The organism is Clostridium sp. OS1-26, assembly GCF_030915445.1.
Lineage (GTDB): Bacteria > Bacillota > Clostridia > Clostridiales > Clostridiaceae > Clostridium_AM.
In genome coordinates this window covers 3,806,319-3,831,370 of the sequence record NZ_CP133264.1, presented here as the reverse complement: position 1 = coordinate 3,831,370, position 25,052 = coordinate 3,806,319, and the positions used below count along the sequence as shown (strand labels likewise).

Genomic DNA, 25,052 nt, shown 5'->3' with positions numbered 1-25,052 from the left:
CAGTAATTACTTCTTCATCTATGTTTATTTTTTTAGATATTCTTTTAGATTCATCTGCAAAAATCTTTGTATTAATTCTAACCGTTCTGTTGCCCTTCTATCTCTTAAGGCAGGAAGTGCTATAGTTACCGGAATTCTTCTTGTAAAAGTCTTTAAAAGAGTGGAGCCTATATTTTCTGTAGTTGCACTTATAATCATCACATTTATAGGTATTCCCTCTGTTCCTCCCAGTGGCATATATTTTCCTTCATCTATCAAGGTAAAAAGCATTTCCTGTCCTTCTGGCGGAAGTCTGTGAACCTCATCTAAAAATAATATACCATCTCTTCCCCTTTCTATAATGCCTTCTCTATCCTCACTTGCACCAGTGTATGTTCCCTTCTTTACTCCAAATAAATGTCCTATTAGAAGTTGAGGATTATTAGCATAATCAGCGCAATTAAAAACTGCAAATCTATCCTTTTCTTTTATTCTTCCAATTTCCAAAGCATATTTAAACATGCATTTTGCAAAATATGATTTTCCAACTCCAGTTTCTCCAATTATAAGACTATGAAGACCACTCGGAGGATATACTATCGCTGCCTTTGCTAAGGATATTTGATTTTTTAGACTTGCATCTCTTCCTATTATAGTGTCAAAAATAGATGGTGCCTCAGCTTTATCTTCACATATATAATCCTTTTCATTAAGCTCAACATAATAAAGTACAGGCTTTCCCTTTTCTTTTTTAACTTTACCTTCAGCAACTAATTTATTTAGTTCTCTAGACACATTTGCCCTTCGCATATTTAAATATAAGGACAATTTTTCTGTACTTACTCCAATATTTATAGCTTCTTTTTTAATTTGTTCTACGCAAATTTTCCTCAATGATTCGTATACTATCTCCTGATTTTTCATTTCTATAACCGCCTTATTTATATCACTCTATATAAATAATATAATGGATATTAAACTACTAATCACTATTTTCTGTATTTTTTTAATTCTTTTTCTCTTTGTTCTATAATCCCCTTGGATATTTCAAAGAACATTATACACATAATGGAGAATATAACTATTAATAAATTCAATATCCAAGGATTTTTTATATCAAAAACTATCATAGGTACCATTATAACCAAAGGGGCACTCAAGGCTAAAAGCCATCTATTAATCTTAAATCTTTTGGTTATAATATTAGATAGCTTAACACCAACTAGCATTAAAGCTATAAATGCTATGCCGTAAAATAACTTCATAATTATTTCCCCCTAAAATTATTTTCTTAGTTCTCTATACATATCAACCATCTCTTCAATTAGATTTTTTTCTGATATAGCAGTCATAAGCTGATCTTGTGCATGTATCATCAAAAGAGAAGCCTTAAATGAATCTCCGTTTAATTCTGCTTGAATTAACTTTGTTTGGGTGTTGTGAGCTAAATCTAACTCTTCCTGTGCTTTTTTTAATCTTTCCTCTGCTTTTTCCATATCTCCTGCTTTTGCTGCTTTTAATGCTTCATAAGCATAGCCTCTTGCATCTCCGCTATGAGAAATTATATTGAAAATATGCTCTTCCATTGATAAAACCTCCAAAGTCAAATTATTTTCTTATTGTTAACTAATCTAATTTAAATTGTGGTAAATATTCTTTATTTATCATAAGTAAGTCATCTAACAAATCTTTTGCTACAGTTACGGATGGAACTAAAGGATGACTTGCTAAAGCTAACAGTGCCTTTTCCTTATCTCCCTTAACTGCCGCCTCTACAGCAAGTACTTCATAGCTTTTTACAGCTTGAATTAATCCCTTTACTTCTATTGGTAAATCTCCTTTTAAGCTAAGTGGAGTTGCTCCTCTGCTGTCTATTATACAGTTTGTTTCTATAACAGAATTATCAGGTATTCCTTTAATTATTCCATTGTTTAAGGTGTTAACTGTATGAATTTCTCTTTTGTCATTGTAAATTGCACTTATAAGTGATACTGCTGCATCTGAGTAATAAGCCCCTCCTCTTTTTTCTAATTCTTTAGGCTTAACATTAAGTTCAGGTGATTTATAAAGCTCAAATAGCGTTTTTTCTACTGCCTTTACCTGTTCTGCCCTTGTACCCTTGTTACAATCCTCAGCAGCTTCTATTTCTTCCTCAACCATTTTATCTGTCATATAAAAATATCTGTGATATGGACAAGGAATCATTCCTAAGGCTCTTAAAAAATCCCCGTCCCATTTTAAGTTAGATATATTTTTCATATTAAGCACTGCACCATCAAGAAGTTTTTCAATAACTTCCTTAGTTACGTCCTTATCCTTATACCAGACTTTTTTACCCCATACCAAATGGTTTAAGCCAGCAAACTCTATAAAAATATCTATATAAGGTACTTCCAGCATATTTGCTACATCCATTGCCATGTGTATAGGTACATTACATAAACCTATGCACTTTATATCAGTATATTTTAATACAGCCTCTGTAACTAATCCTGATGGATTCGTAAAATTTATAAGCCAAGCATCTGGACATACTTCTTTTATATCCTTGCATATATCAAGCATTACAGGTATAGTTCTAAGGGCTTTAGCAAAACCGCCTGGTCCTGTTGTTTCTTGACCCAATACTTTATATTTTAAAGGAAATCTTTCATCCCTTGCTCTCGCATCTAATCCGCCTACTCTAAATTGTGTAACTACAAAATCCGCATCCTTAAGGGCTTCTCTTCTATTTAAGGTTTGAACTAATTTTATATTTAGTCCTGCTTTTTCTATCATTCTTCTTGCTAGGCTGCCTACTATACTTAATTTTTCTTCTCCCTCTTTTATGTCCACTAAATGTATCTCTTTAATAGATAATTCTGATATTCTCTTTAAAAATCCTTCTATTATTTCTGGGGTATAACTACTTCCCCCTCCTATTACAACTACTTTAAGTTCCTTCATAATCCGACACCTCCAAATTTATAGGCTGTTATTACTTACTGCATAATTGCTCTCTTAACTTTAAATTAACCTGTTGTGCTAGTTGCTAGCACAACGAGTTAAATTAATAGTTAGATGAATTTTAATTCACCTAACTATAATTTTCCTTATATTATTAAGCATTTAATGTATTATCTTCTTCACTTATTCCTTGCTCTTGAAGTAATTTTTTCTCGTAAGCTTTGAAGAATGGGTAGTATATTACTGTTGTAATTGCTATATTAACTAAAACAAGAACTATAGCCTTCCAATCTCCTTTTGTAGCAAGGTATGCACCTATTGGTGCTGGAAGTGTCCATGGCGCTTGTATTACCGGTCTGGCTACTATATTAAAATACATTGCAAAATATGATATAAATGCCGATAATATTGGTCCTAAAATAAATGGTATAAGGAATAATGGGTTTAGCATTATTGGTGCACCAAATATTACTGGTTCATTAATGTTGCAAATACCTGGAATTAAGGATACTCTACCTATATCTTTTAAATATTGTGATTTAGACCTCATCATTAAAAGAACTAAACCTATAGTAGCACCTGAACCTCCTATCCATACAAACCATTGAAAGAATGGTTCTGGAGCTATGTGTGGTATTGCTGTGCCTGCTGCTAATGCCTTTGTATTTTCATCTAATAAAACAAGCCATATAGGTCTTGCTACTGTACCAACAATAGAGTCTCCATGAATACCACATGCCCAAAGTAAAGTAATAAGGAAGGTAGGGACTAATACTCCGCCTAAAGTATCTCCTGCAACTACAAGAGGCTCAAATATACTCATTATAAACTGTTGTATATCAAAGTTTAATAAGTCTCTAACTATCCATAATACAACTATAATAATTGTTGCTGGTATTAATGCTGCAAAGGAGTTTGCAACAGATTCCGGTACTCCTTCTGGCATTTTAATTGTTAAATTCTTTTCCTTTGTAAATCTTAGAGTTTCTACAGCAAAAATAGCCATTAATATAGCTACGAACATTCCTGCACCGCCAAGATTGCCTAAAGGTAAGACCCAACCTAAATCGTTTTCTTTAACTGCTACTGGTAAGCTTGTCAATAAAAATGCTGCTACGGATAAACTACCTCCAGCTAATGAATCTAGCTTATAAGATTTGGCAAGACTATATCCTATCCCAAAGGATGCATATAAGGCCATAATTCCCATAGTTAATCTATAAGGATATAATATCCTTCCTATATAAGGCTTCACCATTTCCGCCCATGAATTTACAGGTGGAAAGGCAATAACTAAGAAAAAACTGCCTACAATTATAAGTGGTATAGTTGAAACGATACCATCACGTATAGCTCTAAGATGTCTTTGTTCTGCCAATTTTGTCATAGGCGGCAAAAGATATTTCTCTAAAAGCTCAAAAATTAATTTCATTTTAAGTCCCCCCTTAATATTATTTTGAATGTCTTTTTATTTGTTCTAATACTTTTGGAGCACCTATTGGTGTATATCCCATTGGAACTATTAATTCAACAGGTATATTAAGTCCTTCTGCCTGTGTTTTAAAAACTTCTAATCTGTGTTTTACTTGTGGGGCAACTAATGCCATGTCATATCCTAATTTAATTTCATCTTCAAATTCATAAGTGCCCACAGCCTTAATTTCTAGTGGAAAATTTTGTTTATCAGCTTCAGTCTTTATAGCTTTAACCACTATTGCACTAGACATTCCTCCTGAACAAACCATTAAAACTTTCATATATAAGTTCCTCCTCACATTTGTTTTTATATTAAATTACTAAGCAATAATCATGCCAATATCGTAAACTCCTTCTATAGTAATTGTTTTCATTTGATCTGTATCATGCCGAAGTTTTTGATACACAATTTTTGATACACGAATAAGTTTATTGTATATTATAAAAAAGATTTTTAGTGAATATTTTAATGTAATAAGGATATACTTTACCACATTATTAATGAAGTATGAGGAGGACTTTAATATGCTCAAAAAGAATCTGTCGTTAAACAACCCCATTGATAAAAAAAAGAATTCCTTTGAATTAATTAGAGAAGATATTTTATCATATTATGATATCCTTAGTAATGAGCATAGCATAACAAAGGGAACATTTTTGGAAGGAAGTGCAAAGAAATTCATACTAGAAAATCCTAACGCTTTTTTATTTGCCTTAATAGCAGAACAATCCGTTAAAACAGAAGTTGCTTGGAGCTTACCCTATAAGTTAAAAGAAAGATTAGGTCATTTTGATATATATAAAATTGCTAATTATAGCGAGGAAGAATTTGAAGTGTTTTTTAAGACAAAACCTGCATTACACAGGTATCCAGGTGCAATATCGAAATATATTTTATCAGCATGTAAAATCCTTATTGAAAAGTATAGCGGCTCAGCAAATAATATTTGGAAATATCCCTCTACTGCCAATGAAATAATAGCTAGATTAAATGAATTCAAAGGCATTAGTCAGAAAAAAGCCGCATTAGGCGCAATGTTATTAATAAGAGATTTCATGATAGAGGTTGAAGATAAAAATAATGTAGACATAGCCTTTGATGTTCATATTAAAAGGGTTTTTTTACGTTCCGGACTTGTTAATAAAGATGATTTAAATGAGTTAATAAATATAGGTAGAATTTTAAACCCTGAATATCCAGGTATTTTAACTTCACCCTTTTGGAATATTGGCCGTAATTGGTGTAGACCGACGAATCCCAATTGTTCTGAATGTCCTATAAGAAGAGGATGCCTAAAAGAAATAAATTCTTTTACTAAATAAATAGAACCATAAGCAAATTAAAAATCCACTTATAGTTCTTTTGTCATAGAGCATGTAATAATCTAAATTACACCGCTATAAATAACTATTATATATGCTAATCTATAGGGAAACTAACTAGAAAACTAACTTTCCGCATAATTCTCCTTTACTTTTGAGATTTTGCCAACTTAACTATTGCGTTTACAGCAATATTAATTGTTTTCTTTTCAGCTTCCCAGTATAATCTATCCTTTTCCTCAAGTGTAAACTGGTGTTTCTTAATAATATTTGAATCTGTACCAACTATTGCTCCTGCCTTAAGTCCTCTTTTAGCAGCAACAATAAATACAGTGGCGCATTCCATTTCTGAAACAGCTACTTGTGTATTCATTAATTGTTCATTTAGCCCTTGGTTTTGCATGTAATATGCATCCCTTGTAAGGCTCATTCCAACATGACATTCTTCTTCCTTTAGATATTCCCTTCCCGCTTCTAAGAGTGAATTTGTTATATCTAAATCTGCAACTGCTGGGTATATATCTGGGAGATATTCCTTGCTTGTACCCTCTCCCCTAACTGCTGCATTTACAACTACTACACCTCCAACAGGGATGTTTTCCCTTCTGCCTCCTGCTGAGCCTACCCTTATAAATGTATGTGCACCTAGTCTTGAAAGTTCCTCCATAGCAATTGCTGTTGAAGCCCCTCCAATTCCTGTTGAACATACACTTAATTTAACTCCATCCTTAATTCCTGTATATATAACATATTCTCTATTTTCAGCTATCTTTTCATAGCTATCAAATCTTTCTGCTATTCTTTTTGCCCTTGCAGGGTCGCCAGGAATTAAAACATATTCTGCTACATCTCCAATTTTACATCTTATATGCTTTTGCAGTGTTTCATCGTATACCATTTTTATCCCTCCACAAATATATCTACAATTCTATTTTCATTTAATTTAATTAATCCTTTATCAGTTATCTTTAAAAGTGGGCTTACTGGTAGACTATTGGTGCTGAGCGACATAATAGGATTGTAATGTTTGTATCCTAAATACCTCATTGCCTCTGTAACCTCTTTTAACTCTTTTCCTATACATTTCATATTTTTATCTGAAAGTATTCCACCTATTGGTAGGTCAATTTTAGCCAGCACTTTACCATCTAAAGCAGCACAGTAACCACCTTGGCTGTCTATTATTGAATTTACCACACATACTATATCCTCAGTATTTTTACCAACCACAATAATGTTGTGATGATCATGAGCATAGGATGATGCAACAGCACCTTTTTTAATTGTATCTCCTGCCGCCAACCCAAAAGCTATGTTTTGATTTTTTCCATATCTCTCGATTACAGCCATAAGACAATACTCTGAGTTTTCCCAATCAAGATAACCATTCTTAACACTTACTTCTGAAATTATTTCATCCGTAAATGTGCTTCCGTCCTGGATCTTTATAACTCTACACTTAACACTTTCATTTTGGATTTTAGTCTTAACCTTTAACATATCTTCATTTATTTTATTTAACTTAATTGAGTTATAAAATCTTTCTGGAAAGGTTCTTGGTATTTTATCCTCTATAGCTTTATCATCGCTGCTGTATACTTGTCTACCATTTTTAAATACTTTATTTATTTTAAAATTATTTAAATCCTCTAACATAATAAAATCAGCTAATTTTCCTGGTGCAACGCTTCCTCTATCAAAGAGATTCATTCTTTTCGCCGGTGTATAGGTAGCACAGTAAATTGCATTCTCAGGACTCATCCCCATATCTATTGCCTTTTTTACATGTCTATTTAAATGCCCTTCATTAATCAATACATCTGCCATACAATCGTCTGTAACAAAAGCAAAATGCTCATATAAGTTATTTTCAATCAAGTAATCTATAACTGGCTGAATCATTGATTTTTCTTGTATCTGAACAAACATACCATTTCTTATTCTATCCTCCATACCTTCAACCGTCTGTTGTGTATGGTCTGAGGTAACTCCAGAGAAAATCAATTTAGAAAGCTCTAAGCCTTTAATTCTCGGACAGTGACCTTCGATTGGAAACAACGGATGTTTTTCTTTAAAATACTTAATAATCTTATTTATTTTTTTATCTTCACTATTTATTACATCAAAATAGTTCATAACTTCCCCAAGACATATAACTTTTTCATTATTCATTAATTCCTTAACTTCATCAATTCCAATTTCTCCACCAGTTGTTTCATATTCGCTAGATGTAGCTGGAACTGAACTTGGTACTCCATAGAAAATATCTACTCTAGCACCTTCTCCTGACTTTATCATCTCCAAAATACCTTCTATACCAAAAACATTAGCTATTTCATGGGGTTCTGAAACTATTGTAGTTACGCCATTTTTAATAATTTCCTTTGAAAATGCAATGGGTGTTGCCATTGAACTTTCAATATGCATATGTATATCTATTAATCCCGGAATTATATACATTCCTTCAGCATCAACAATCTTTTCACTCTCAATATTCAATTTTTCAAAGCAACCAATATATATAAATCTATCTCCTATTACAGCAACATCTCCATAAAAGAATTTTTTAAAATATGAATTATAAACCGTTCCACCCTTAACTAATAAATCCACCTTCATCTACTATCAACTCTTTCTACTTTACTTAAGAAATTTATATAATTACATATTTGTAGGGAAACTAACTAGAAAGTTAACTTATACGTAGGGATATGTTTCAAAAGCTGAAGGTAGATTTAAAAACTTTGTGTCAGTCTTAGTGAAGGGTTTTAAGACAACCTTAGAACTTAGATACTGTCTGAGCATAGCGAGTTTATCTAAGTCTTAGGTCGTCTAAAACACAAGCTTTAGACTGACTAAAAGTTTTTAACGTACTGAAGCTTTGAAACATAGCCCGGAGTATAAGTTGACTTTCGGTTTATTTACCCTATACTAAGAATCTACTTTACTTTGACAATTCAGCATTCCATTTGTCAATTATGCCTGCTTTAGCACTATTATATTGCTTCCAGTCAATAACCTTTAAGTTATTAATAACATCCTTGCCATATGTTAAACCTTTAGCTTGTTCTGCTGTTAAAGTAACTTTTACATTTACAGGTGAGTCAACTTTATCTAGTGCATCTGCCTTTTGAACCTGTTCACTTAGGCACCAGTCTATAAACTTTTCAGCAAGCTCCTTATTTTTTGAACCCTTAACAATGTTTATAGTATTAAGATTTGCATAGTTGCCTTCTTTAAGCTCTGCCCACTCAGCTGTTGGTACTGCTTCCTTTATTTTTGCAAATACGAAATCCTGTGCAACACCAACATTTATTTCTCCCTGTGAAAACATATTAACAAAGTCTGATGACTTACTATATGTTTTAACTATATTTGGCTTTAAAGTAGATATTTCTTTAAATGCACCATCCACATTATCACTTAATTTAACTCCAGCCTTATTAGCAGCTACTTGCATTAGTGCTGGACCTGCTGTTGAATTTATTTCAGATACAGAAATCTTTTTCTTTAAGTCAGCTCTCCAAAGGTCATTCCATGATGTTATTGGTGTAGTTACAGTCTTAGTATCATAAACTATACCTGTTCTATTGATTGTATATGCTGGTCCATATCCATCTCCCATTGCTGATTTAGCAACGTCATATATATTCTTTATGTTAGGTATGTTGTCTTTGTTTATTTTTTCAAATAGTCCCTGTTCAATTCCTTGTATTGTATATGAATCAGCAAGATATATTACATCCACTGATCCTGGCATGGATTTAGCCTTATTTAATCTTTCATCGTTATTTCCAACCTCAAGTACAATTTTGCAATTGTTTGCTTTTTCAAAGGGCTCGAAAACATTTTTTCTAAGCTTGTCCTCATTATACCCCCAAGTTGATACAACTAACTTAGTAGGCTCTTTACTTGTGCTGGTTTGCTCTGATGTTTTGCTGTTTCCACAGCCTGTTAATGCAAAAGATAAAGTTAAAACACTTGCTAAAAGATAGCTCAATTTTTTCATAATAATCCCTCCAAGTTTAAACTAATACTATTCTTTCCTTCGGAAAATACATTTTAATTTTTTCCCCATTTTCATAACGCTTGTTAGTATTGTGGTTTACAAGCAGAGTTCCCTCTTCTGTCTCAACCACATACTGATATTCTTTACCTAGAAAAGTACTTATTTTAACTGTTCCAGATAAAACATTAGTTTTTCTTTCATCTCCCTCCATGATTATTTCTATATCCTCAGGTCTTATAGCTCCCTTATAGTTCTTTATATCCTTTTTTACGCTTTCATTTTCTACCTCAAAGCTATTTCCTGATTTAGATTCAAACAATTTTTTATCTGCTTCTTGTCCTTTTATGTCAAGCTCGATAAAGTTCTCATATCCAACAAACCTTGCAACAAATTCTGTTAAAGGATTTTTATATATGTTTTGTGGAGAATCAAGTTGTTCTATGACTCCACCATTCATTACAGCTACTTTATCTGAAATAGAGAAACACTCCTCTTGATCATGGGTTACATATACACTGGTAATTCCAAGTTCTTGTTGAATTCTTCTTATCTCAACTCTCATATTAACTCTAAGTTTTGCATCTAAATTACTTAAAGGTTCATCAAATAATAATAAATCCGGTTTTATAACAAGGGATCTTGCGAGTGCAACTCTTTGCCTTTGACCACCAGAAAGCTCTCTTGGCAGTCTATTTGCAAGATCTTTAAGACCAACTACATCTATGATTTCGTTAACCCTTTTTGTTATTTCATCCTTACTAATTTTTCTAAGCTTAAGCCCAAAGGCTACATTATCAAATACACTCAGATGCGGAAACAATGCATAGCTTTGAAAAACAAAACCAAAATTTCTCTTATGTACTGGAACCTTTGTATAATCCTTGCCGTTAAATATGAAACTTCCTTCTTTAATATCATTAAATCCAGCTATAGTTCTTAAGGTTGTTGTCTTTCCACATCCACTTGGACCTAATAATGATACTAATTCTCCTTTTTCAACTGACAAATTTAAGTTTTTTAATATTACATTTGAATCGTATGCTACTTTTATATTATTTAAACTTAATAAACTCATTTTTCATCCTCCTAAAATTACTTGGCAAAGAAGCTTAAGCCTAGTGTCTTTTCTACTACAAACATAAGAACAGCAGTCATTACCATAAGTATTACTGAAAGTGCCGCTACAGTAGGATCAAAATAATATTCAACATAACTCATCATTTGTATTGGCAGCGTACTTATTCCAGGCCCAGTTAAAAATACTGATATAGGAACATTATTAAATGAGTTAATAAAAGCAAGAATAAATGCAGCTATTATACCTGATGTCACATTTGGCATAACAACAATAAAAAAAGTTCTAAGTCTGCTTGCTCCAAGACTAATTGCCGCTTCTTCAATTGAATAATCAAAGCTCTCAAGACTTGATGAAACAACCCTTATTACATAAGGAAGAATTGTGACAGTATGTCCTAAAAGTAAGCTAGGATATAAGGGAAGCTTGTTTACAACTATTAGAAATTCAAGCAATGAAAAACCTAAAACTATTCCTGGAACAATAACTGGTGATAGAAATAGACTCTGTAATACTCCCTTTCCCTTGAAGTTGTATCTGCTCAGCACATAAGCTGCCGGGATACCAATTAAAAGTGCTAAAAAGGTTCCTATAACTGCAACTTCCATACTTATTTTGAAGGTCTTCATAAACATTTCAACCTTAAAAATATTCTCTACCCATCTTAAAGAAAATCCATCTGGTGGAAACTTTAAATATTCATTAGTTCCAAAGGCTGTGACACTAATAATTACTAAAGGAGCTAAAAGAAAAATATAAACAAAAGTTGTAATTAAGGTTAAAAAACCATTTTTTCTTTTCATTATGCCTCACCTCTTCCCTGGAGCTTAGATGCTAACTTATTTATAACTGCACTTATTACAATAGTTGTTATTATCATTATTGTTGCGATGACTGAAGCTGAATTCCAATCAGACAGAGCCATTGCTTTTTGATATATCAAAGTAGCAAGTACCCTTGACTTGTTACCGCCTAAAAGCTGTGGTGTTGTATAGGCTGTGAAACTCCCTGTAAAAACTAGTATCGAGCCAACTATAATTCCTGGAACACTTAATGGAAAAATAACCTTTATAAAGGCTTCAAATCTTGATGCTCCAAGACTTTCCGCAGCTTCAATTAGATCCGAATCAATATTGTCCATAACACCTATAAGTGACATTATCATAAGTGGTAAGAATAAATAAATAAAACCAATTACAATTGAAAATTCATTGTAAATCAACTCAAGAGGTTTACCTATTATTCCTGCGTTCATAAGTAAGGTATTTACAATCCCCTTTTTTCCCAATATAACTATCCAGCTGAAGCTTCTTACAACAGCACTTGTTAGAAGTGGAAAAACCGCAAATATTATAAATAATCCCTTAACATTTTTGTTTGCTCTAGATATGTAGTATGAAGTTGGAAATCCTAATACTACCGAAATTACAGTTGCAATCAAAGAAAGCTTTAGTGTCCTATAATAAACACTCATTGAATAGGGATCTTTAAAAAATGCGGCGTACCTTGATAAAGAAAAACCACTGCCGGTATCAATGGTTTTATAAATTGTTGAAAACAGCGGCAAAATCAAGGAAAATACTATAAGAATAATCCCTGGTATTAGTAAAAAATAAATTCCCTTTTTTCTCACGATATCCCCTCCTATTATTTTTCTATTACAGAACTGCAACTTTCTCTTATAATTAGCTTAGGATATAAGGATACAACCTCAACATTTTTATCCTTATCTTTTATTTGTCTTAATATTAGATCAATAATTATCTCACTTATCCTCTCCATAGGGTATTCGATAGTGGTTAAGGATGGTGTTATACTTTCAGAAATTTCAATGTTATCAAATCCAACAATGGAAACATCCCTTGGAACATTTACTCCTTCTCTAATTAAATAATTTAATGCTCCAATCGCCATAAGGTCATTTGCTGCAATTACTCCTGTTATTTCCTTATGCTTTGAGTACAGTTTTTTCATACAGTCATAACCGCTTTGCATTTTATAATCTCCATAGCAAATATAATCCTTATTAACCTCTATTCCATTTTCAGTTAGAGCTTCTATATATCCCTCTTTTCTCTTTATTGATATTTCCATATCCTCAGCTCCACCAATAAAGGCAATGTTTTTGTGTCCTAATTTTATAAGATGCTCTGCAGCAACAAATGCCCCATAGTTATTGTTAACTATAACTGTATTTATTTCTTCCTTCTGTATTTCTCTATCAAGAATTACAAAGGGAATACTTCTTTTCTTTGCTGCATTCACTGCTTCTACACATCTATGGGAAGAGACATAAATAATCCCGTCCACCCTATTTTCTATTAAGTCAATAAGAAAATCATCTTTATGATTTTCAATTCCTTCTAAATCAAAAAGAAGTAAATTATAGTTATATGAGTTAGCAAGCTTGCCGATATGCCTAGCCATTTTCCCAAAGAAAGGATTTTCTATATTAGGAACAATTAGACCAATTGCCTTTGTCTCCCTTCTGCTGTCAGTCCTTTCAAGCGGCTTATAGTCTAGTTCTTTTATTGCATCTAATATTCTTTCTTTTGTTTCATCTTTTACGTATCCAGTATTATTTATAACCCTTGATACTGTTGTTATGGATGTATTTGCTAATTTTGCAACTTCTTTTATACTAGCCATGTTATTCCTCCCTTAAGAAAATCTTTTCATATTATTTTAAGAAAATCTTTTCACATTCTTATTATTCGCTATATTTTTTAATATTCCTCTTTTTTAGATAAATTTTTTTATCTTTTTTTAAATTTTTAATTAATCCTTATATTTTATCGCTTATTTCCGAACTATATTAGCAAATAAATATTTTAACATTCGTCTTGTAAATTATGAAACTATTTTCATATTAGATCATTTAAAAGGGCAATCTCAAAATGCATATGTACGCATTCTGAGACTGCCCCTTTATAATGCCTTAATTTATTTATATGGATTTAATTTCTGTCTAATTTATCTTTAACATCTTGATGTTGTTTTATCTAAAAGGCTTTTTAAACTTTAAAGCCAGTAACTCTGCTATTTATACTAATCTAAGGACACTATATTTTCATAATTTACCTTAAATGGTTCTCCAACCTTCTTTATTATATGACCTGAAGCATAAGGCTTACCCTCTACTGTAATATATACTTTATCCACATTATAATAGTTTCCTAAAGTATCTGTTACAGAAGTTAGTACCGCCAGCTCCTTATATGTCCCTGCATTCATTTGAGAAACAAATTCCTTTGAAAAATCTACATAAACTTTCTTTTCAGCTTCCTTTAAATAAAGTTTATTTATCTTAGTATTAGCAGTCATTAAAGGTATTGTAGATGAACTTGGAGCTTTTTTAAAGTTATTTTCAAAAAATGCCTTTGTTTCATCGTTGGTTTTAAAACTTGCTACTATTTTCTTTTTCCCAATCTTACTATCTTCAGGCATAGGATAATAGAATTTAACAGTCTGTGTGACAGCTGCATCTTTATCAAGCTTCTCTAAGGTAGTAGTAACAACTAATCCATTAGATTGAAAAACAGTTTTTATTAGCCCTACTCCTAATCCATAATAATCTTTTGTGGTGGAGTCTTTTCCTTCTGTGGTAACCTCTATAGATTTAAACTTTCCTGCTGGAGTAGCTATAATATCTCCAACAGCTGTTATTGTTCTTTTTCTGCCATCAGCTAAAGTCCATGCAGTTCCTTTTACTATTGGCTCCTTAATTAAAATATCATTTGTATTTGAATTTTCCTTTGTCAAGTCGTCTCTATAGTAAAACTCTCCTCTAGAAAATATTGTTTTTAGTTCTCCATTTTTATTTTCAAGTACTTGCCCTACTGTTGTACCTCCAGTTATAATTCGCAGCTGAACTTTATTGTCTCTTAAATAGTCAACATATACATCCTTTGCTGCATATTCGTTTCCTGACCCAGCATATTTCATTCTGACGTTTTCCTTCATTGGGAAAAAGTCATTTATCATATATTGTTTTGATTCACTTTCTATTTTGGTTTGATTCTGATTTTGTGTATCTGTAGGTTTGGTTTCTGTTGTTGAATTTGCCAGTTTATTACATGCTGTTAACGTAACCATAAATAGAGATAGTATAACTACTGTTAGCTTTTTCATTTAATCGTGGCAAGGATACGCTCACTTCTACAAGTGGGGAGGAATTGCCATTTGCCGATAGGCAACTCCATAACTTACCACTTACACACCTCGCTTTCTTATTATAAACTCTTCACTAATATGATATAATTATTATGATTAGTGAAAGGAGTTGATATTATAGAAATTACTATAACATCTAAAATACAAATATATCCTACTAATGAGCAAATAGAAATTTTAAATATTACAATGTTTCAAATAAAAAGGGCACTAAATTATATATCTAAATATATCTTTGATAATAATTGTCTTAATCAAAAAAAGATTAATGAAGATACTTATTATTATTTAAGAGACACATATAATTTAAAATCTCAAATGGCTCAAAGTTGTATGAAAACTGCTATTGCTAAATATAAAACCAATAAGTCCAATTGGCGTGATTTTACCTTAATACAGTTTAAAAATTTAGAGTATGACCTTGTTTGGAATAGAGATTATTCCTTAACTAAAGATATATTCTCTATTAATAGCCTACAAGGTAGACTCAAAATACCTTATGAAACTAAAGGTATGGAAAAGTATTTTGATGGCTCTTATAGTTTTGGTACTGCTAAATTGGTATATAAATTTAATAAATACTTTTTGCATATACCAATGACTAAAGATTATCCTCAAACCACACCTTTTGAAGTTAATAAAATTGTAGGTGTTGACCTCGGTATCAACTTTTTAGCAACTACCTATGATAGTTATGGTAAAACCACTTTCTATAATGGTAGACATATAAAAGCTAAAAGAGGACACTATAAAATACTAAGAAAACAACTACAAGAGTGTGGTAGCAAGTCAGCAAAACGTAGAATTAAATCTATTGGTTCAAGAGAAAACCGTTATATTAGTGCTATTAACCATACCATTACGAAGGCACTCGTTGACAAATATGGAACAAATACATTATTTGTTCTTGAAGATTTAACTAACGTTAGAACTGTTACTGAAAAAATTAATATTAATAATAGATATGTTTCTATATCTTGGGCTTTCTATCAATTTAGGCAATTACTTGAATATAAGGCTAAAATGAATAATTCAATTGCTATAATAGTTAGTCCTAAATATACAAGTCAAACTTGCCCTAAATGTGGGCATGTTGAAAAAGCTAATAGAGATAAAAAGAAGCATATCTTTAAATGTAAAAATTGCAACTATCAATCTAATGATGATAGGATTGGAGCAATAAATCTTTGGAGAAAAGGTCTTGAGTATGTTGAGAATAACTCTAAAGAACATAGTGAGTAAACTTGCTATGTTGCGGTGCTGTCAATCACCGTATCGTAACCTACGTTTGAGATGGGAGATATTAAATATCGCTAGTACTATGTGTAGTAGAGTTACAAGCTCCCGCCTCTATAGGCGGTGAGTAATTGACAACATCACCTTCCATAATGTTTTATCAATTATACAATATGTTATATATTTAGTAAACAGAAATAAGAAAAAGTACTAAAAAATATAAGACTTTACATATTTAATTAATTGTGATGAAATATAATAAAAACAGTATTATACCTTTATTTTTTGTAAAAGGAGTTTTAGCCATGAGTAATACATTCAAATATGATATTAAAACTACAAAAGAAGAGCAATTTATTAATATAAGCCATCTTGTTGAAAAGTCTGTTAAAGAAAGTGCTATTAAGAATGGAATAGCAGTAATTTTTTGTCCTCATACCACTGGTGGTATAACAATAAACGAAAATGCTGATCCTGACGTAACTAGAGATATAATTGCTACTTTGGATAAACTTATACCTATTAAAGGCGATTATAAGCATTTAGAAGGAAATTCCCATGCTCATCTTAAAGCTTCCTACATGGGCTCTAGTGCTACTGTCATAGTAGAAGCTGGTGAGCTTCTTACAGGAACCTGGCAGGGTATTTATTTCTGTGAATTTGATGGCCCTAGAAATAGAAAGGTTTATATAAAGGTTATTGAAGGATAATATCTACTTTAAAGTTACATACAAAAGAGAACGTAGATAGATTTGTTTAAATTCAAATCTATCTAAAATACAATTCGTTTTATGTTATTATTCATCTAGCCTGCCAATACGCATTTAGGATATGTGCATAAAGTACATATTCTGGCTGATTTCCGTCTAAAACTAATGTTTTACAAGGTGCTTCCTTCAAACGAAGCATATGGCTTGCTAATGAATTAACCGCATTTTCATCTTCAGTCAGATAAGTTCTACACCAGTCAAGAAACTCGCAGGTCAAGTGATAGTGATCTCCACCGGGAAGCATTCTTTCTCCGAATCTTTCAAACTCTCTGTCATAAATTCTCTTCATGCGAATCTCCTCATCAAGTATCAGCAATACCAGCAACTCCCTGTCATTGAACCCTTCAGGGTTCCAAGAATGCACAGAACCTGAAACAACATAATCTTGATGATTAGCAATATCGTCGTTATACATCTTAAAACGTTCTTCAACCGGATGATTTTCAGTGAAAAAACTGTCTTTCCATAAATATTTGTCTGTATCAATCCAGTAAGCACCAGTTTTTTCACTTATGTATTTGCATAATGTACTTTTCCCTGTGCCTGAGGCACCTATAACCTGTATTTTCATATTAATGCTCTTGTACCCCCATTCTTAAAAATTAATATCATTTTTCACCCTTTCTTATTATACATCCATATAATGCAAATAAGATATACAAAAATTTGTATATCTTATTTGCATTATATGGATGTAATTCCCTAGCATTTTATAATACTTTATAGTATTAACTTCTTTTCTAATTTTTGACTCGCTAGTACTATTCTATCTCAAACGCTTTTTAAACTTTGAAACTACAAATCCTCCTATTAAGCCACCAAATATGATTCCAAGTACAAAAACACCTAAAAGGGACCTAACTAACTGCGATACCGACATAAATATCTTTGCTTCCATAAAAAACACCTCCTAAAAATAGTATCTTCCATTAGGATTTCAGTAAAAATTATATCATTGCATAAAATATATCACAATATTATATATATTTGTTCAAAAATAAAATTCAAGCCACTGCCTAATAATTAAGCAATGGCCTTTTACATCAAATTATAATTTTATGTGCAGCTTCACTAAGTGTAAAGCACCTTACTACTCTCTGCAAAGTTTTTAACTCTATCTAAAATGTACTGCACTAATTTATCTTTATTTTTCCACCTGCAAGCGTCCCCTTTATGATCTGAGACATAATCCTTTATTATTTGTATCAACTCTTCACTTGATAAATAGCTAAGTTTTTCTTTTAGCTTTTTTTCTCCTTCTTTCCTATAAAATGCAATTGGATTGAAAGAGGGCTTATTATCTATAGTATTTTCATCCTTTTCATGAAAAGAGTTATCCCAATCTATAGTAAACTTAACTCTAAAATCTTTTATATACCTATAATTTTTTCTAATATTTTTAATAAAACTTTCAACTTCCTCTATTTTCACTATAACATCTTCCTCTTTATCAGTGGCTTTTCCCTCTTTATCATTAAGTATATATTGAATTATTCTTTCTTGTTCTTCTATTTTAAACTTCAGTTCATTTATCTCTTTATTAATACAATCTATTTCTGACTCGTGATTATTTTCCCCATTTGTTTCCTTGCTTACAGTTGCTTTTCTTTTATCTTTTAACACTTGCCTAACATATTTTAAGCTAGTCTCTATTCTATCTGCAATCTCTTTATCCTCGACACCATTATTAAATAATTTAATTATTTCTTCTTTTTTACTCATAATACCTCCCTTTTAATCTAAATTGATCTACGGACAAATTCAGGTACTAAAGCTTTAAGTCTATTAACTACTATAACTATATTATTATTCGACTTGTCTAACTATGCATTTCTTTAAGTCATTATAGTATTCTTTAAAATTTCTAATATTGTAATTTATCTATTTAAAGTCACCATTTCTTATCAATTTACATAATATATAACGACATGAATAATCTAAGGAGGATTAATGTGAAATATTTTTGCCCTATATATGGTAAATCCTTTGACTATTTCAGCGATGATTCTAGTTATGGTGGAAACCAATCTTCTTCAAACATACAGGCTGATGCAGCAGATCAAACAATCATCGATAAGTGGAATACCGTACCCGTTCCTCCAGCACCTGAACTAAAACCGGTAACAATTGATCCAAAGACCACCGCACTACTAATATTAGATATGGAAACTTCTATATGCAAAAGCCCTCGCTGTATAGCCTCTATCCCTAATATTAATAATCTACTGGTCAGAGCCCGTAAAAATAATATGTTAGTTGTCTATAGTCTTATTCCTATGGGAAATCCATCGGATATCTTCAAACAACTAACTCCTTTGCGCGGTGATCCTATTGTGAAATCAACTGTAGATAAGTTCTATAAAACGAATTTAGAAAAAATATTACAGAAAAAAGGCATTAAAACTGTCATCGTTACTGGTTATGCAGCCAATGGTGCAGTCCTTCATACAGCTACTGCTGCTGCTTTTCGTGATTATAATGTTATTGTTCCTGTTGATGGCATGTCTGCTAATGATCCTTATGCTGAACAATATACAGCATGGCATATGCTTAACAGTCCTGGAACTAGAGGTCGAGTGACTTTAACAAAGTCCAATTTGATTAGCTTTTAAACTATTTATTAATAAATATCACTGATTATCTCTTTCCTTTTAACAATAAAAACCTCTGTTCTATTTCTATAGAACAGAGGTTTTTATTGTTTTTAGCCAAACGTAAATATAAATCTTTATGGCATCCTTAGCCCTCAGCAAGAGTGGTTAGAAGATGTTTTAAATAAATCAATTTTTTCTTCTTTAGATTCATAAGAAAGTCTAACGATTCCATTTATAAAGAAAATTTCTTTCTTCGAGCTAAAGCTTCAAAGTAAAATAAAATCGAACTCCACTCTCTGTATTTTCTGCTCCAAAATTACTTTCATGTAATAAAAGAATATTTTTCACTATAGGTAAACCAAGCCCAGTGCCTCCAGTTTTTCTGTCTCTAGATTTTTCAACTCTATAGAACCTATCCCAAATTCTGATTAAATCCTCTTCTGAGATATGCTCACCACTATTTTCAATAGAAACATAGACACATGTATTCTTTTTGACAACACTTATTTGTATATTTCCATTAACATTGGTATGTCTTATGGCATTACTTAAAATATTTGTAATAACTTGTTCAATTCCTCGCCTATCCGCATAAACTTGAAGATCAGTCTGTCCACACTGAAGCTCAATAAGAATATCTTTTTCATTTGCACGAATCAATAGCCTGCTTTTCACTTCATCTATGAGGTTTAAAATAAGGAAGTTTTCTAGTTTTAATTTATAGGCTTTTGATTCAAGTTTTGAAAGATCGAGCAAATCCAATACCAGTTCATCCATTTTTCCAATTTCATCTAAGATAACATCAATATAATATTCTTTTTTTTCTTCTGCAATATTATCTTTAACCCCTTCAGCAAAGCCCTTCATAATCCCTAAAGGTGTCTTAAATTCATGAGAGACACTGGAGATAAATTCTTTGCGCATTTTTTCAAGGCTTCTTTCTTTCTCTATGTCCTTTTGAAGCTCTTCATTTGCAATTTTTAACTCACTTAAACTGTTACTAAGGTTTTTAGATAAGCGATTCAAACTTGTTGAAAGACTACCCAGTTCGTCTTTAGAGTATATTTCACATTCCTCAGAGAAGTCCAAATCTGCCATTTTTGCAGCCACTCGATTCATTTTAAGTAACGGCTTAGATAGAATATTTGAAAAAAGAAGAGCCATCCCAATTATTACTAAAAGAGCAAATAAAAAAGCATAAACATAGTAGAGTTTCATGGTATCTATGGCCTCACCCACTGGTTGCAGGGACGTAATAACAAATATAAACTCAGAAATTTTATTATTTTTAATGATCGGCTTTACAAGCGCTATATTATCCATACCATTAGATCGGCCTGAATAATGGAAGTTGCTTATTTTATTTGGCTCCAAGCCAATTTTTTTGGGTTTTAAAATCAAGTTCCAATAGTCAATAGAGGTCCAGAGTAAATCTGTATTATAATTTGATATTTGTTCGATTTGAGATGGAACATTTAATTCTATAATTTTCCCAACAATATTTTCTAATTTAAAATTGATTATCGGCTTAACCGCTTCTACGGATGCATCCGCTGGATAAGTTGAAATAGTCATGCTGGGAAGTTCTACAGTTTTTGAAACACTAATTCCAAAATTGTCTGCATTGCCAACTTCTTTATCTGCAACTGCCACTCCTTGGTTAACCGCAAATCTAAGATTTGAATTCTCCCACTTTTCATTTCCATTTTTTATACTTATTAAAGATAGAACTTGGCTAAAATCATCACCAAAATACCCTTTAACTTCAATCTCATCGCCTTTTGTAAGCTTTAAGTTTTGAAATCCATCTAAATATGCTATGCTGTTTAATGGTATTTTAATTTTGCCTTTTGAAGAAGATTCTATAATAATTTCAAAATTAGGAGTATATTTTATATTTCCATTTGCATCTAATACTGCAATTTGGGCATTATTTTGGTCCGTAAATCGATTCATATATTTAGTAATAGTGGAGCTGTCCCAATTTTCATTTTGGTATTGCAAGCTGAAATTATTTAAGTTTTTTTGAAGCTTGGAGACCTTGGTAGTTAAATAGAATTTCTTAAAAAACATAGTTTGCGCTGTTATAAAAAGCGATAAAAAGACAGTGAAAAATAACAAGGTGATAATAAATAACTTAAATGTAATACCTCTCTTATTCATTTGGATACCTCAAATTTATATCCAGAACCAATAATGGTTGAAATACAAGCAGCTTTATCTCCAAGTTTATTTCTAATCTTTTTTATATGAGTATCAACAGTTCTTAAGTCTCCATAATAATCGTAACCCCAAACTTTGCTTAAAATAGCCTCTCTTGACAAAACAATATCCTTATTTTCCATCATATAAAGCAGAAGTTCAAACTCTTTTGGAGCAAAGTCTACTGATCTTTCATCTATTTTAACAGTTCGAGATAGTCTATTTATTTCTACACCATTGAAAGTTAAAATTCCATCATCTTTACCTACGGAACCTTCCACTCTTTTTAATAACATTTTTGACTTAGCAACCAATACTCTTGGACTGAAGGGTTTTGTTACATAGTCATCAGCACCTAAATCATACCCCATTAATTTATCTTCTTCATCAGACCTTGCCGTAAGCATGATAATAGGTACATCTGATATTTTTCTCAGCCTTTTACAAACTGACCACCCATCTAACTTAGGAATCATAATGTCCAAAATAATCAAGTTAATTTCCTCTTTTTCAAAAATATCCATAGCTTGTCTACCATTTTCCGCTTCGAAGATATGAAAGTCTTCTCTTGCAAAATAGTCTGCAACAATTTCTCGCATTCTTTCATCATCTTCAACTAACAGGATGTTTCTGCTCATAATACTAAAACCTCGCTTTTAATTTAATAGATCATCTCTAGGCACAAAATAATTACACCACAAGCACAAGAATACCTGCCTATATTATACTATAAGCAGGTGTCAAATTATATTGACAATATATTATTTAGAGTTAGCTAATTTTAAAGTCTTTCCATTTGCAGTTAGTTCACTTGCAATAAAGTATAATTTATTTTGTTCTCCATCTTTAGCAGTTACACTAATTACCTCAGCAGATCCAGAAGGACTAACTGTATTGTAAGTTATTGTATCTCCTAAATTAAGAGTAGCACCTATACCCATATTAACATCTTTAAGTTCTGAGTTCTCAGCATCTAAACCAGTTGCTTTGTTGATATAAGTTTCTGGAGATGCCTCTGCATCAACTTTTATAGCTTTAGAAAATTCCATTGCTTTTAAAGATACCTCTGTACCAACTTTTAAATTTAAACCCTTAAATCCATCTAATTTAGAAAATTCATCAATAGGTACAGTATAAGTTTTACCATCCTTTGCTTTTACGTTGATTTCATTTTCTCCTGTCTTTTCAATGGCACCACTTAGTTCTTTTAGTTCAGGTGTAGTAGAAATCGCTTGAGTAATACTAGTTTTATCTAGTTTTAAAGTCTTTCCGTTTGCAGTTAGTTCACTTGCAATAAAGAATAGTTTACCTTGTTCTCCATCTTTACTAGCTATGGTAACCGTAGTAGAAAGGCTATCTCTATTGTTAGTTAATTGTATATTTTTTGAATCAGAAATTTTTTTAGCAAAAATAACTGCTTTGCCAGCTTTAATGTCTTTCGAATCAGAACTTTCAGCAATCTTAGTAGCTTTTATGCTGATGAAATCTCTAGAAAAATCCATGGCTTTTAAAGATACCTCTGTACCAACCTTCAAATTTAAATCCTTAAATCCATCTAATTTAGAAAATTCATCAATAGGTACAGTATAAGTTTTACCATCTTTTGCTTTTACGTCAATTTCATTTTCTCCTGTTTTTTCAATAGTACCAGTTAGTTCTGTTAACATAGGCGCAGTAGAAACCCTTTGAATAACTTTCGCTGCTGAATCATCTACCTTGTTATCAGCAGCAAAAGTTTTAACATGTAGTGTAGTCACCGTTGCAGCTATAAGTAGTGATGTTAAAAATATTTTTTTCATAATTTGTTCCCTCCATTTGTTATTGTTTGTTACAAGATTATTATATTTTTCTCATGTGTCCTTCCTGTGTCCTTCACATTAACATTCAACGAACAATGAAAGAACGACATCCTAATTAAAGAATGTCGTTCTCTTCTACTCAACGCTTACATTACATAAAGGTAATAATTTAATTAATACTTGCTATAATCTTATTTGCATTTTATCTACCTTTTTAATCCTTATAGGTAATAAGAGGTTTTAGCTTTGCTATTACTTTAATCATGTCAAATTCAATAAGATCTTGGATTACTCTATCTATGTTTTTATACGCTTCTGGTGCTTCCTCATAGATTAGACTTTTGTCTTTACATACAAGGTTATAACTAAAGTTTCCACTTTTAATATCTTTTTTAGAAAACTTACCTAAAAGTCTTTCCTTGCAACCATTTCTGTCCCACTTACGTCCAGCTCCATGGGCAATTGAGAATCCTGTATCTATGCTCCCATTAATAGGTCTAACAATATATGAATTGGTACCTCTAGAACCTGCTATAACAACGTATCCCTTATCAGAAAGAGCTGCTCCTTTTCTGTGAACATAATAATTATCTTTGCATTCTATACCATTATGAACTGCTTCGATTACAAGATGTTCTACTGAGCTATTTATACCAGTACATAATTTTTCAGCTATTAATTGTCTATTTCTTTCAGCAAAAGCTATTGCATGTTCATAATCTTTTAAGTAGCTTTCAAAACCTTCACTGCCTTCTATCAGACCATTTTGACAGCTATATTGTTCAATGTGCTTTCTCAAAACATGCTCTCCAAGCCCTCTGCTGCCGCTGTGAACTAATAAATGTACTTTATTTTTATCTAGCTTTAAACTATCAAACTCCTCTTTATCTAACACCTCATCAATAACAGTGAATTCTGCAAAATGATTGCCTTTGCCTATAGTACCAATATTAAACTCATCTTTTTCTGAAGTTTTTTCAAACTCAATATTATTTAAATTCTTCATTACCTTATCTATTTTAAACTTCTTTTTATAGGTAGAAGTTTGAAACAAACTTATAGAACATCCTATGTCGTTTCCTATTAAGTGAGGATAAATTATACCCTCTGTAACAAAAGCTGCTCCCACTGGTGTTTTCCCAGGATGTAGGTCTGGATAGCCCACAGCTAAAATTACACCTTTTAAGGTTGATAGTTTTTTTACCTGTTCTATACCTTTGCTTTCCATCCATGATTTTTCCGTGTATATAATTTTATGCATATTATAATATTCTCTCCTTATAAATAAAATAGTGTTCTTATTGAGAGAATAACTAATTTTTAAGCAATTACTATAATATGATCTAGTAAATTCTTATTTAATCTTCTCTCACCATCATACTTTTTATCATATTCATCACAACCTTTACTAATAAATTTTATTAAAATCATGTGCTAATTTTATCAATTATTCTCAAAAAAATCAATTTT

Annotated in this window: 25 protein-coding genes; 4 read left to right on the top strand and 21 right to left on the bottom strand. The window is 31.6% G+C overall.

Annotated features, from left to right (window positions below; genetic code table 11):
- Window positions 1-24 precede the first annotated feature (24 nt).
- The 6 genes from RCG18_RS18840 to RCG18_RS18815 all read right to left on the bottom strand — a co-directional run bounded on the left by RCG18_RS18840 (window position 25) and on the right by RCG18_RS18815 (window position 4,682).
- A complete protein-coding gene (locus RCG18_RS18840) occupies window positions 25-903 on the bottom strand; it encodes a sigma 54-interacting transcriptional regulator (RefSeq protein WP_308037568.1) in 879 nt (292 codons plus the stop codon).
- Window positions 904-968: 65 nt separating this feature from the next.
- On the bottom strand, window positions 969-1,244 hold the full coding sequence (locus tag RCG18_RS18835) for a hypothetical protein (RefSeq protein ID WP_308037567.1): 276 nt from the start codon (window positions 1,242-1,244) through the stop codon (window positions 969-971).
- Window positions 1,245-1,262: 18 nt separating this feature from the next.
- On the bottom strand, window positions 1,263-1,565 hold the full coding sequence (locus RCG18_RS18830) for a PTS lactose/cellobiose transporter subunit IIA (protein ID WP_308037566.1): 303 nt from the start codon (window positions 1,563-1,565) through the stop codon (window positions 1,263-1,265).
- A 40-nt stretch (window positions 1,566-1,605) separates the two neighbouring features.
- Window positions 1,606-2,925 carry a 6-phospho-beta-glucosidase gene (locus RCG18_RS18825; RefSeq protein ID WP_308037565.1) on the bottom strand — a complete coding sequence of 440 codons (1,320 nt, stop codon included), beginning with the start codon at window positions 2,923-2,925 and terminating at the stop codon, window positions 1,606-1,608.
- A 154-nt stretch (window positions 2,926-3,079) separates the two neighbouring features.
- A complete protein-coding gene (locus RCG18_RS18820) occupies window positions 3,080-4,357 on the bottom strand; it encodes a PTS sugar transporter subunit IIC (protein ID WP_308037564.1) in 1,278 nt (425 codons plus the stop codon).
- A 19-nt stretch (window positions 4,358-4,376) separates the two neighbouring features.
- The gene (locus tag RCG18_RS18815) at window positions 4,377-4,682 is read right to left on the bottom strand and encodes a PTS sugar transporter subunit IIB (protein WP_308037563.1); all 306 of its coding nucleotides are present in this window, start codon (window positions 4,680-4,682) and stop codon (window positions 4,377-4,379) included.
- A 244-nt stretch (window positions 4,683-4,926) separates the two neighbouring features.
- Between RCG18_RS18815 and nth the strand changes: the two genes are divergently transcribed.
- Window positions 4,927-5,724: an endonuclease III gene (gene nth, locus RCG18_RS18810; protein WP_308037562.1), complete on the top strand. Its 798-nt coding sequence runs from the start codon at window positions 4,927-4,929 to the stop codon at window positions 5,722-5,724.
- A 148-nt stretch (window positions 5,725-5,872) separates the two neighbouring features.
- Here the strand turns inward: nth and RCG18_RS18805 are convergent, their stop codons facing one another.
- The 8 genes from RCG18_RS18805 to RCG18_RS18770 form a co-directional block, all read right to left on the bottom strand.
- Window positions 5,873-6,622 (bottom strand): nucleoside phosphorylase, encoded by a 750-nt coding sequence (locus tag RCG18_RS18805; RefSeq protein ID WP_308037561.1) that lies wholly within the window; start codon window positions 6,620-6,622, stop codon window positions 5,873-5,875.
- 2 nt (window positions 6,623-6,624) lie between these two features.
- The gene (locus RCG18_RS18800; RefSeq protein ID WP_308037560.1) at window positions 6,625-8,343 is read right to left on the bottom strand and encodes an adenine deaminase C-terminal domain-containing protein; all 1,719 of its coding nucleotides are present in this window, start codon (window positions 8,341-8,343) and stop codon (window positions 6,625-6,627) included.
- Window positions 8,344-8,668: 325 nt separating this feature from the next.
- Window positions 8,669-9,733: an ABC transporter substrate-binding protein gene (locus RCG18_RS18795; protein WP_308037559.1), complete on the bottom strand. Its 1,065-nt coding sequence runs from the start codon at window positions 9,731-9,733 to the stop codon at window positions 8,669-8,671.
- A gap of 16 nt (window positions 9,734-9,749) precedes the next feature.
- Complete coding sequence (locus tag RCG18_RS18790) at window positions 9,750-10,808, bottom strand: ABC transporter ATP-binding protein (RefSeq protein WP_308037558.1); 1,059 nt, start codon at window positions 10,806-10,808, stop codon at window positions 9,750-9,752.
- Window positions 10,809-10,825: 17 nt separating this feature from the next.
- A complete protein-coding gene (locus tag RCG18_RS18785) occupies window positions 10,826-11,611 on the bottom strand; it encodes an ABC transporter permease (protein WP_308037557.1) in 786 nt (261 codons plus the stop codon).
- On the bottom strand, window positions 11,611-12,441 hold the full coding sequence (locus RCG18_RS18780; protein WP_308037556.1) for an ABC transporter permease: 831 nt from the start codon (window positions 12,439-12,441) through the stop codon (window positions 11,611-11,613). The genes RCG18_RS18785 and RCG18_RS18780 overlap by 1 nt, the downstream gene beginning before the upstream one ends.
- A gap of 14 nt (window positions 12,442-12,455) precedes the next feature.
- Complete coding sequence (locus RCG18_RS18775; protein WP_308037555.1) at window positions 12,456-13,457, bottom strand: LacI family DNA-binding transcriptional regulator; 1,002 nt, start codon at window positions 13,455-13,457, stop codon at window positions 12,456-12,458.
- A gap of 399 nt (window positions 13,458-13,856) precedes the next feature.
- Window positions 13,857-14,939, bottom strand: a complete 1,083-nt coding sequence (locus RCG18_RS18770) for a GerMN domain-containing protein (protein WP_308037554.1) — start codon at window positions 14,937-14,939, stop codon at window positions 13,857-13,859.
- A gap of 141 nt (window positions 14,940-15,080) precedes the next feature.
- Between RCG18_RS18770 and RCG18_RS18765 the strand changes: the two genes are divergently transcribed.
- Both RCG18_RS18765 and RCG18_RS18760 read left to right on the top strand, forming a co-directional pair.
- Window positions 15,081-16,223 (top strand): transposase, encoded by a 1,143-nt coding sequence (locus RCG18_RS18765; protein ID WP_308037553.1) that lies wholly within the window; start codon window positions 15,081-15,083, stop codon window positions 16,221-16,223.
- A gap of 299 nt (window positions 16,224-16,522) precedes the next feature.
- On the top strand, window positions 16,523-16,927 hold the full coding sequence (locus RCG18_RS18760; RefSeq protein ID WP_308037552.1) for a secondary thiamine-phosphate synthase enzyme YjbQ: 405 nt from the start codon (window positions 16,523-16,525) through the stop codon (window positions 16,925-16,927).
- A 91-nt stretch (window positions 16,928-17,018) separates the two neighbouring features.
- Here RCG18_RS18760 and RCG18_RS18755 read toward each other — a convergent pair whose 3' ends face one another.
- From RCG18_RS18755 to RCG18_RS18745, 3 genes are all read right to left on the bottom strand, one after another.
- Window positions 17,019-17,558, bottom strand: a complete 540-nt coding sequence (locus tag RCG18_RS18755; RefSeq protein WP_308037551.1) for an AAA family ATPase — start codon at window positions 17,556-17,558, stop codon at window positions 17,019-17,021.
- A 195-nt stretch (window positions 17,559-17,753) separates the two neighbouring features.
- On the bottom strand, window positions 17,754-17,885 hold the full coding sequence (locus tag RCG18_RS18750; RefSeq protein WP_308037550.1) for a hypothetical protein: 132 nt from the start codon (window positions 17,883-17,885) through the stop codon (window positions 17,754-17,756).
- A gap of 173 nt (window positions 17,886-18,058) precedes the next feature.
- A complete protein-coding gene (locus RCG18_RS18745) occupies window positions 18,059-18,709 on the bottom strand; it encodes a hypothetical protein (RefSeq protein WP_308037549.1) in 651 nt (216 codons plus the stop codon).
- Between the two features lie 230 nt (window positions 18,710-18,939).
- Between RCG18_RS18745 and RCG18_RS18740 the strand changes: the two genes are divergently transcribed.
- Window positions 18,940-19,599 carry a cysteine hydrolase gene (locus RCG18_RS18740; RefSeq protein ID WP_308037548.1) on the top strand — a complete coding sequence of 220 codons (660 nt, stop codon included), beginning with the start codon at window positions 18,940-18,942 and terminating at the stop codon, window positions 19,597-19,599.
- 240 nt (window positions 19,600-19,839) lie between these two features.
- Here the strand turns inward: RCG18_RS18740 and RCG18_RS18735 are convergent, their stop codons facing one another.
- From RCG18_RS18735 to RCG18_RS18720, 4 genes are all read right to left on the bottom strand, one after another.
- Complete coding sequence (locus tag RCG18_RS18735) at window positions 19,840-21,744, bottom strand: HAMP domain-containing sensor histidine kinase (protein WP_308037547.1); 1,905 nt, start codon at window positions 21,742-21,744, stop codon at window positions 19,840-19,842.
- On the bottom strand, window positions 21,741-22,421 hold the full coding sequence (locus RCG18_RS18730; RefSeq protein WP_308037546.1) for a response regulator transcription factor: 681 nt from the start codon (window positions 22,419-22,421) through the stop codon (window positions 21,741-21,743). Before RCG18_RS18730 ends, RCG18_RS18735 begins: the two co-directional genes overlap by 4 nt.
- A 123-nt stretch (window positions 22,422-22,544) precedes the next feature.
- Window positions 22,545-23,582: a hypothetical protein gene (locus RCG18_RS18725; RefSeq protein ID WP_308037545.1), complete on the bottom strand. Its 1,038-nt coding sequence runs from the start codon at window positions 23,580-23,582 to the stop codon at window positions 22,545-22,547.
- Between the two features lie 214 nt (window positions 23,583-23,796).
- Window positions 23,797-24,843 (bottom strand): RNA ligase RtcB family protein, encoded by a 1,047-nt coding sequence (locus tag RCG18_RS18720; protein WP_308037544.1) that lies wholly within the window; start codon window positions 24,841-24,843, stop codon window positions 23,797-23,799.
- Window positions 24,844-25,052: the final 209 nt, after the last annotated feature.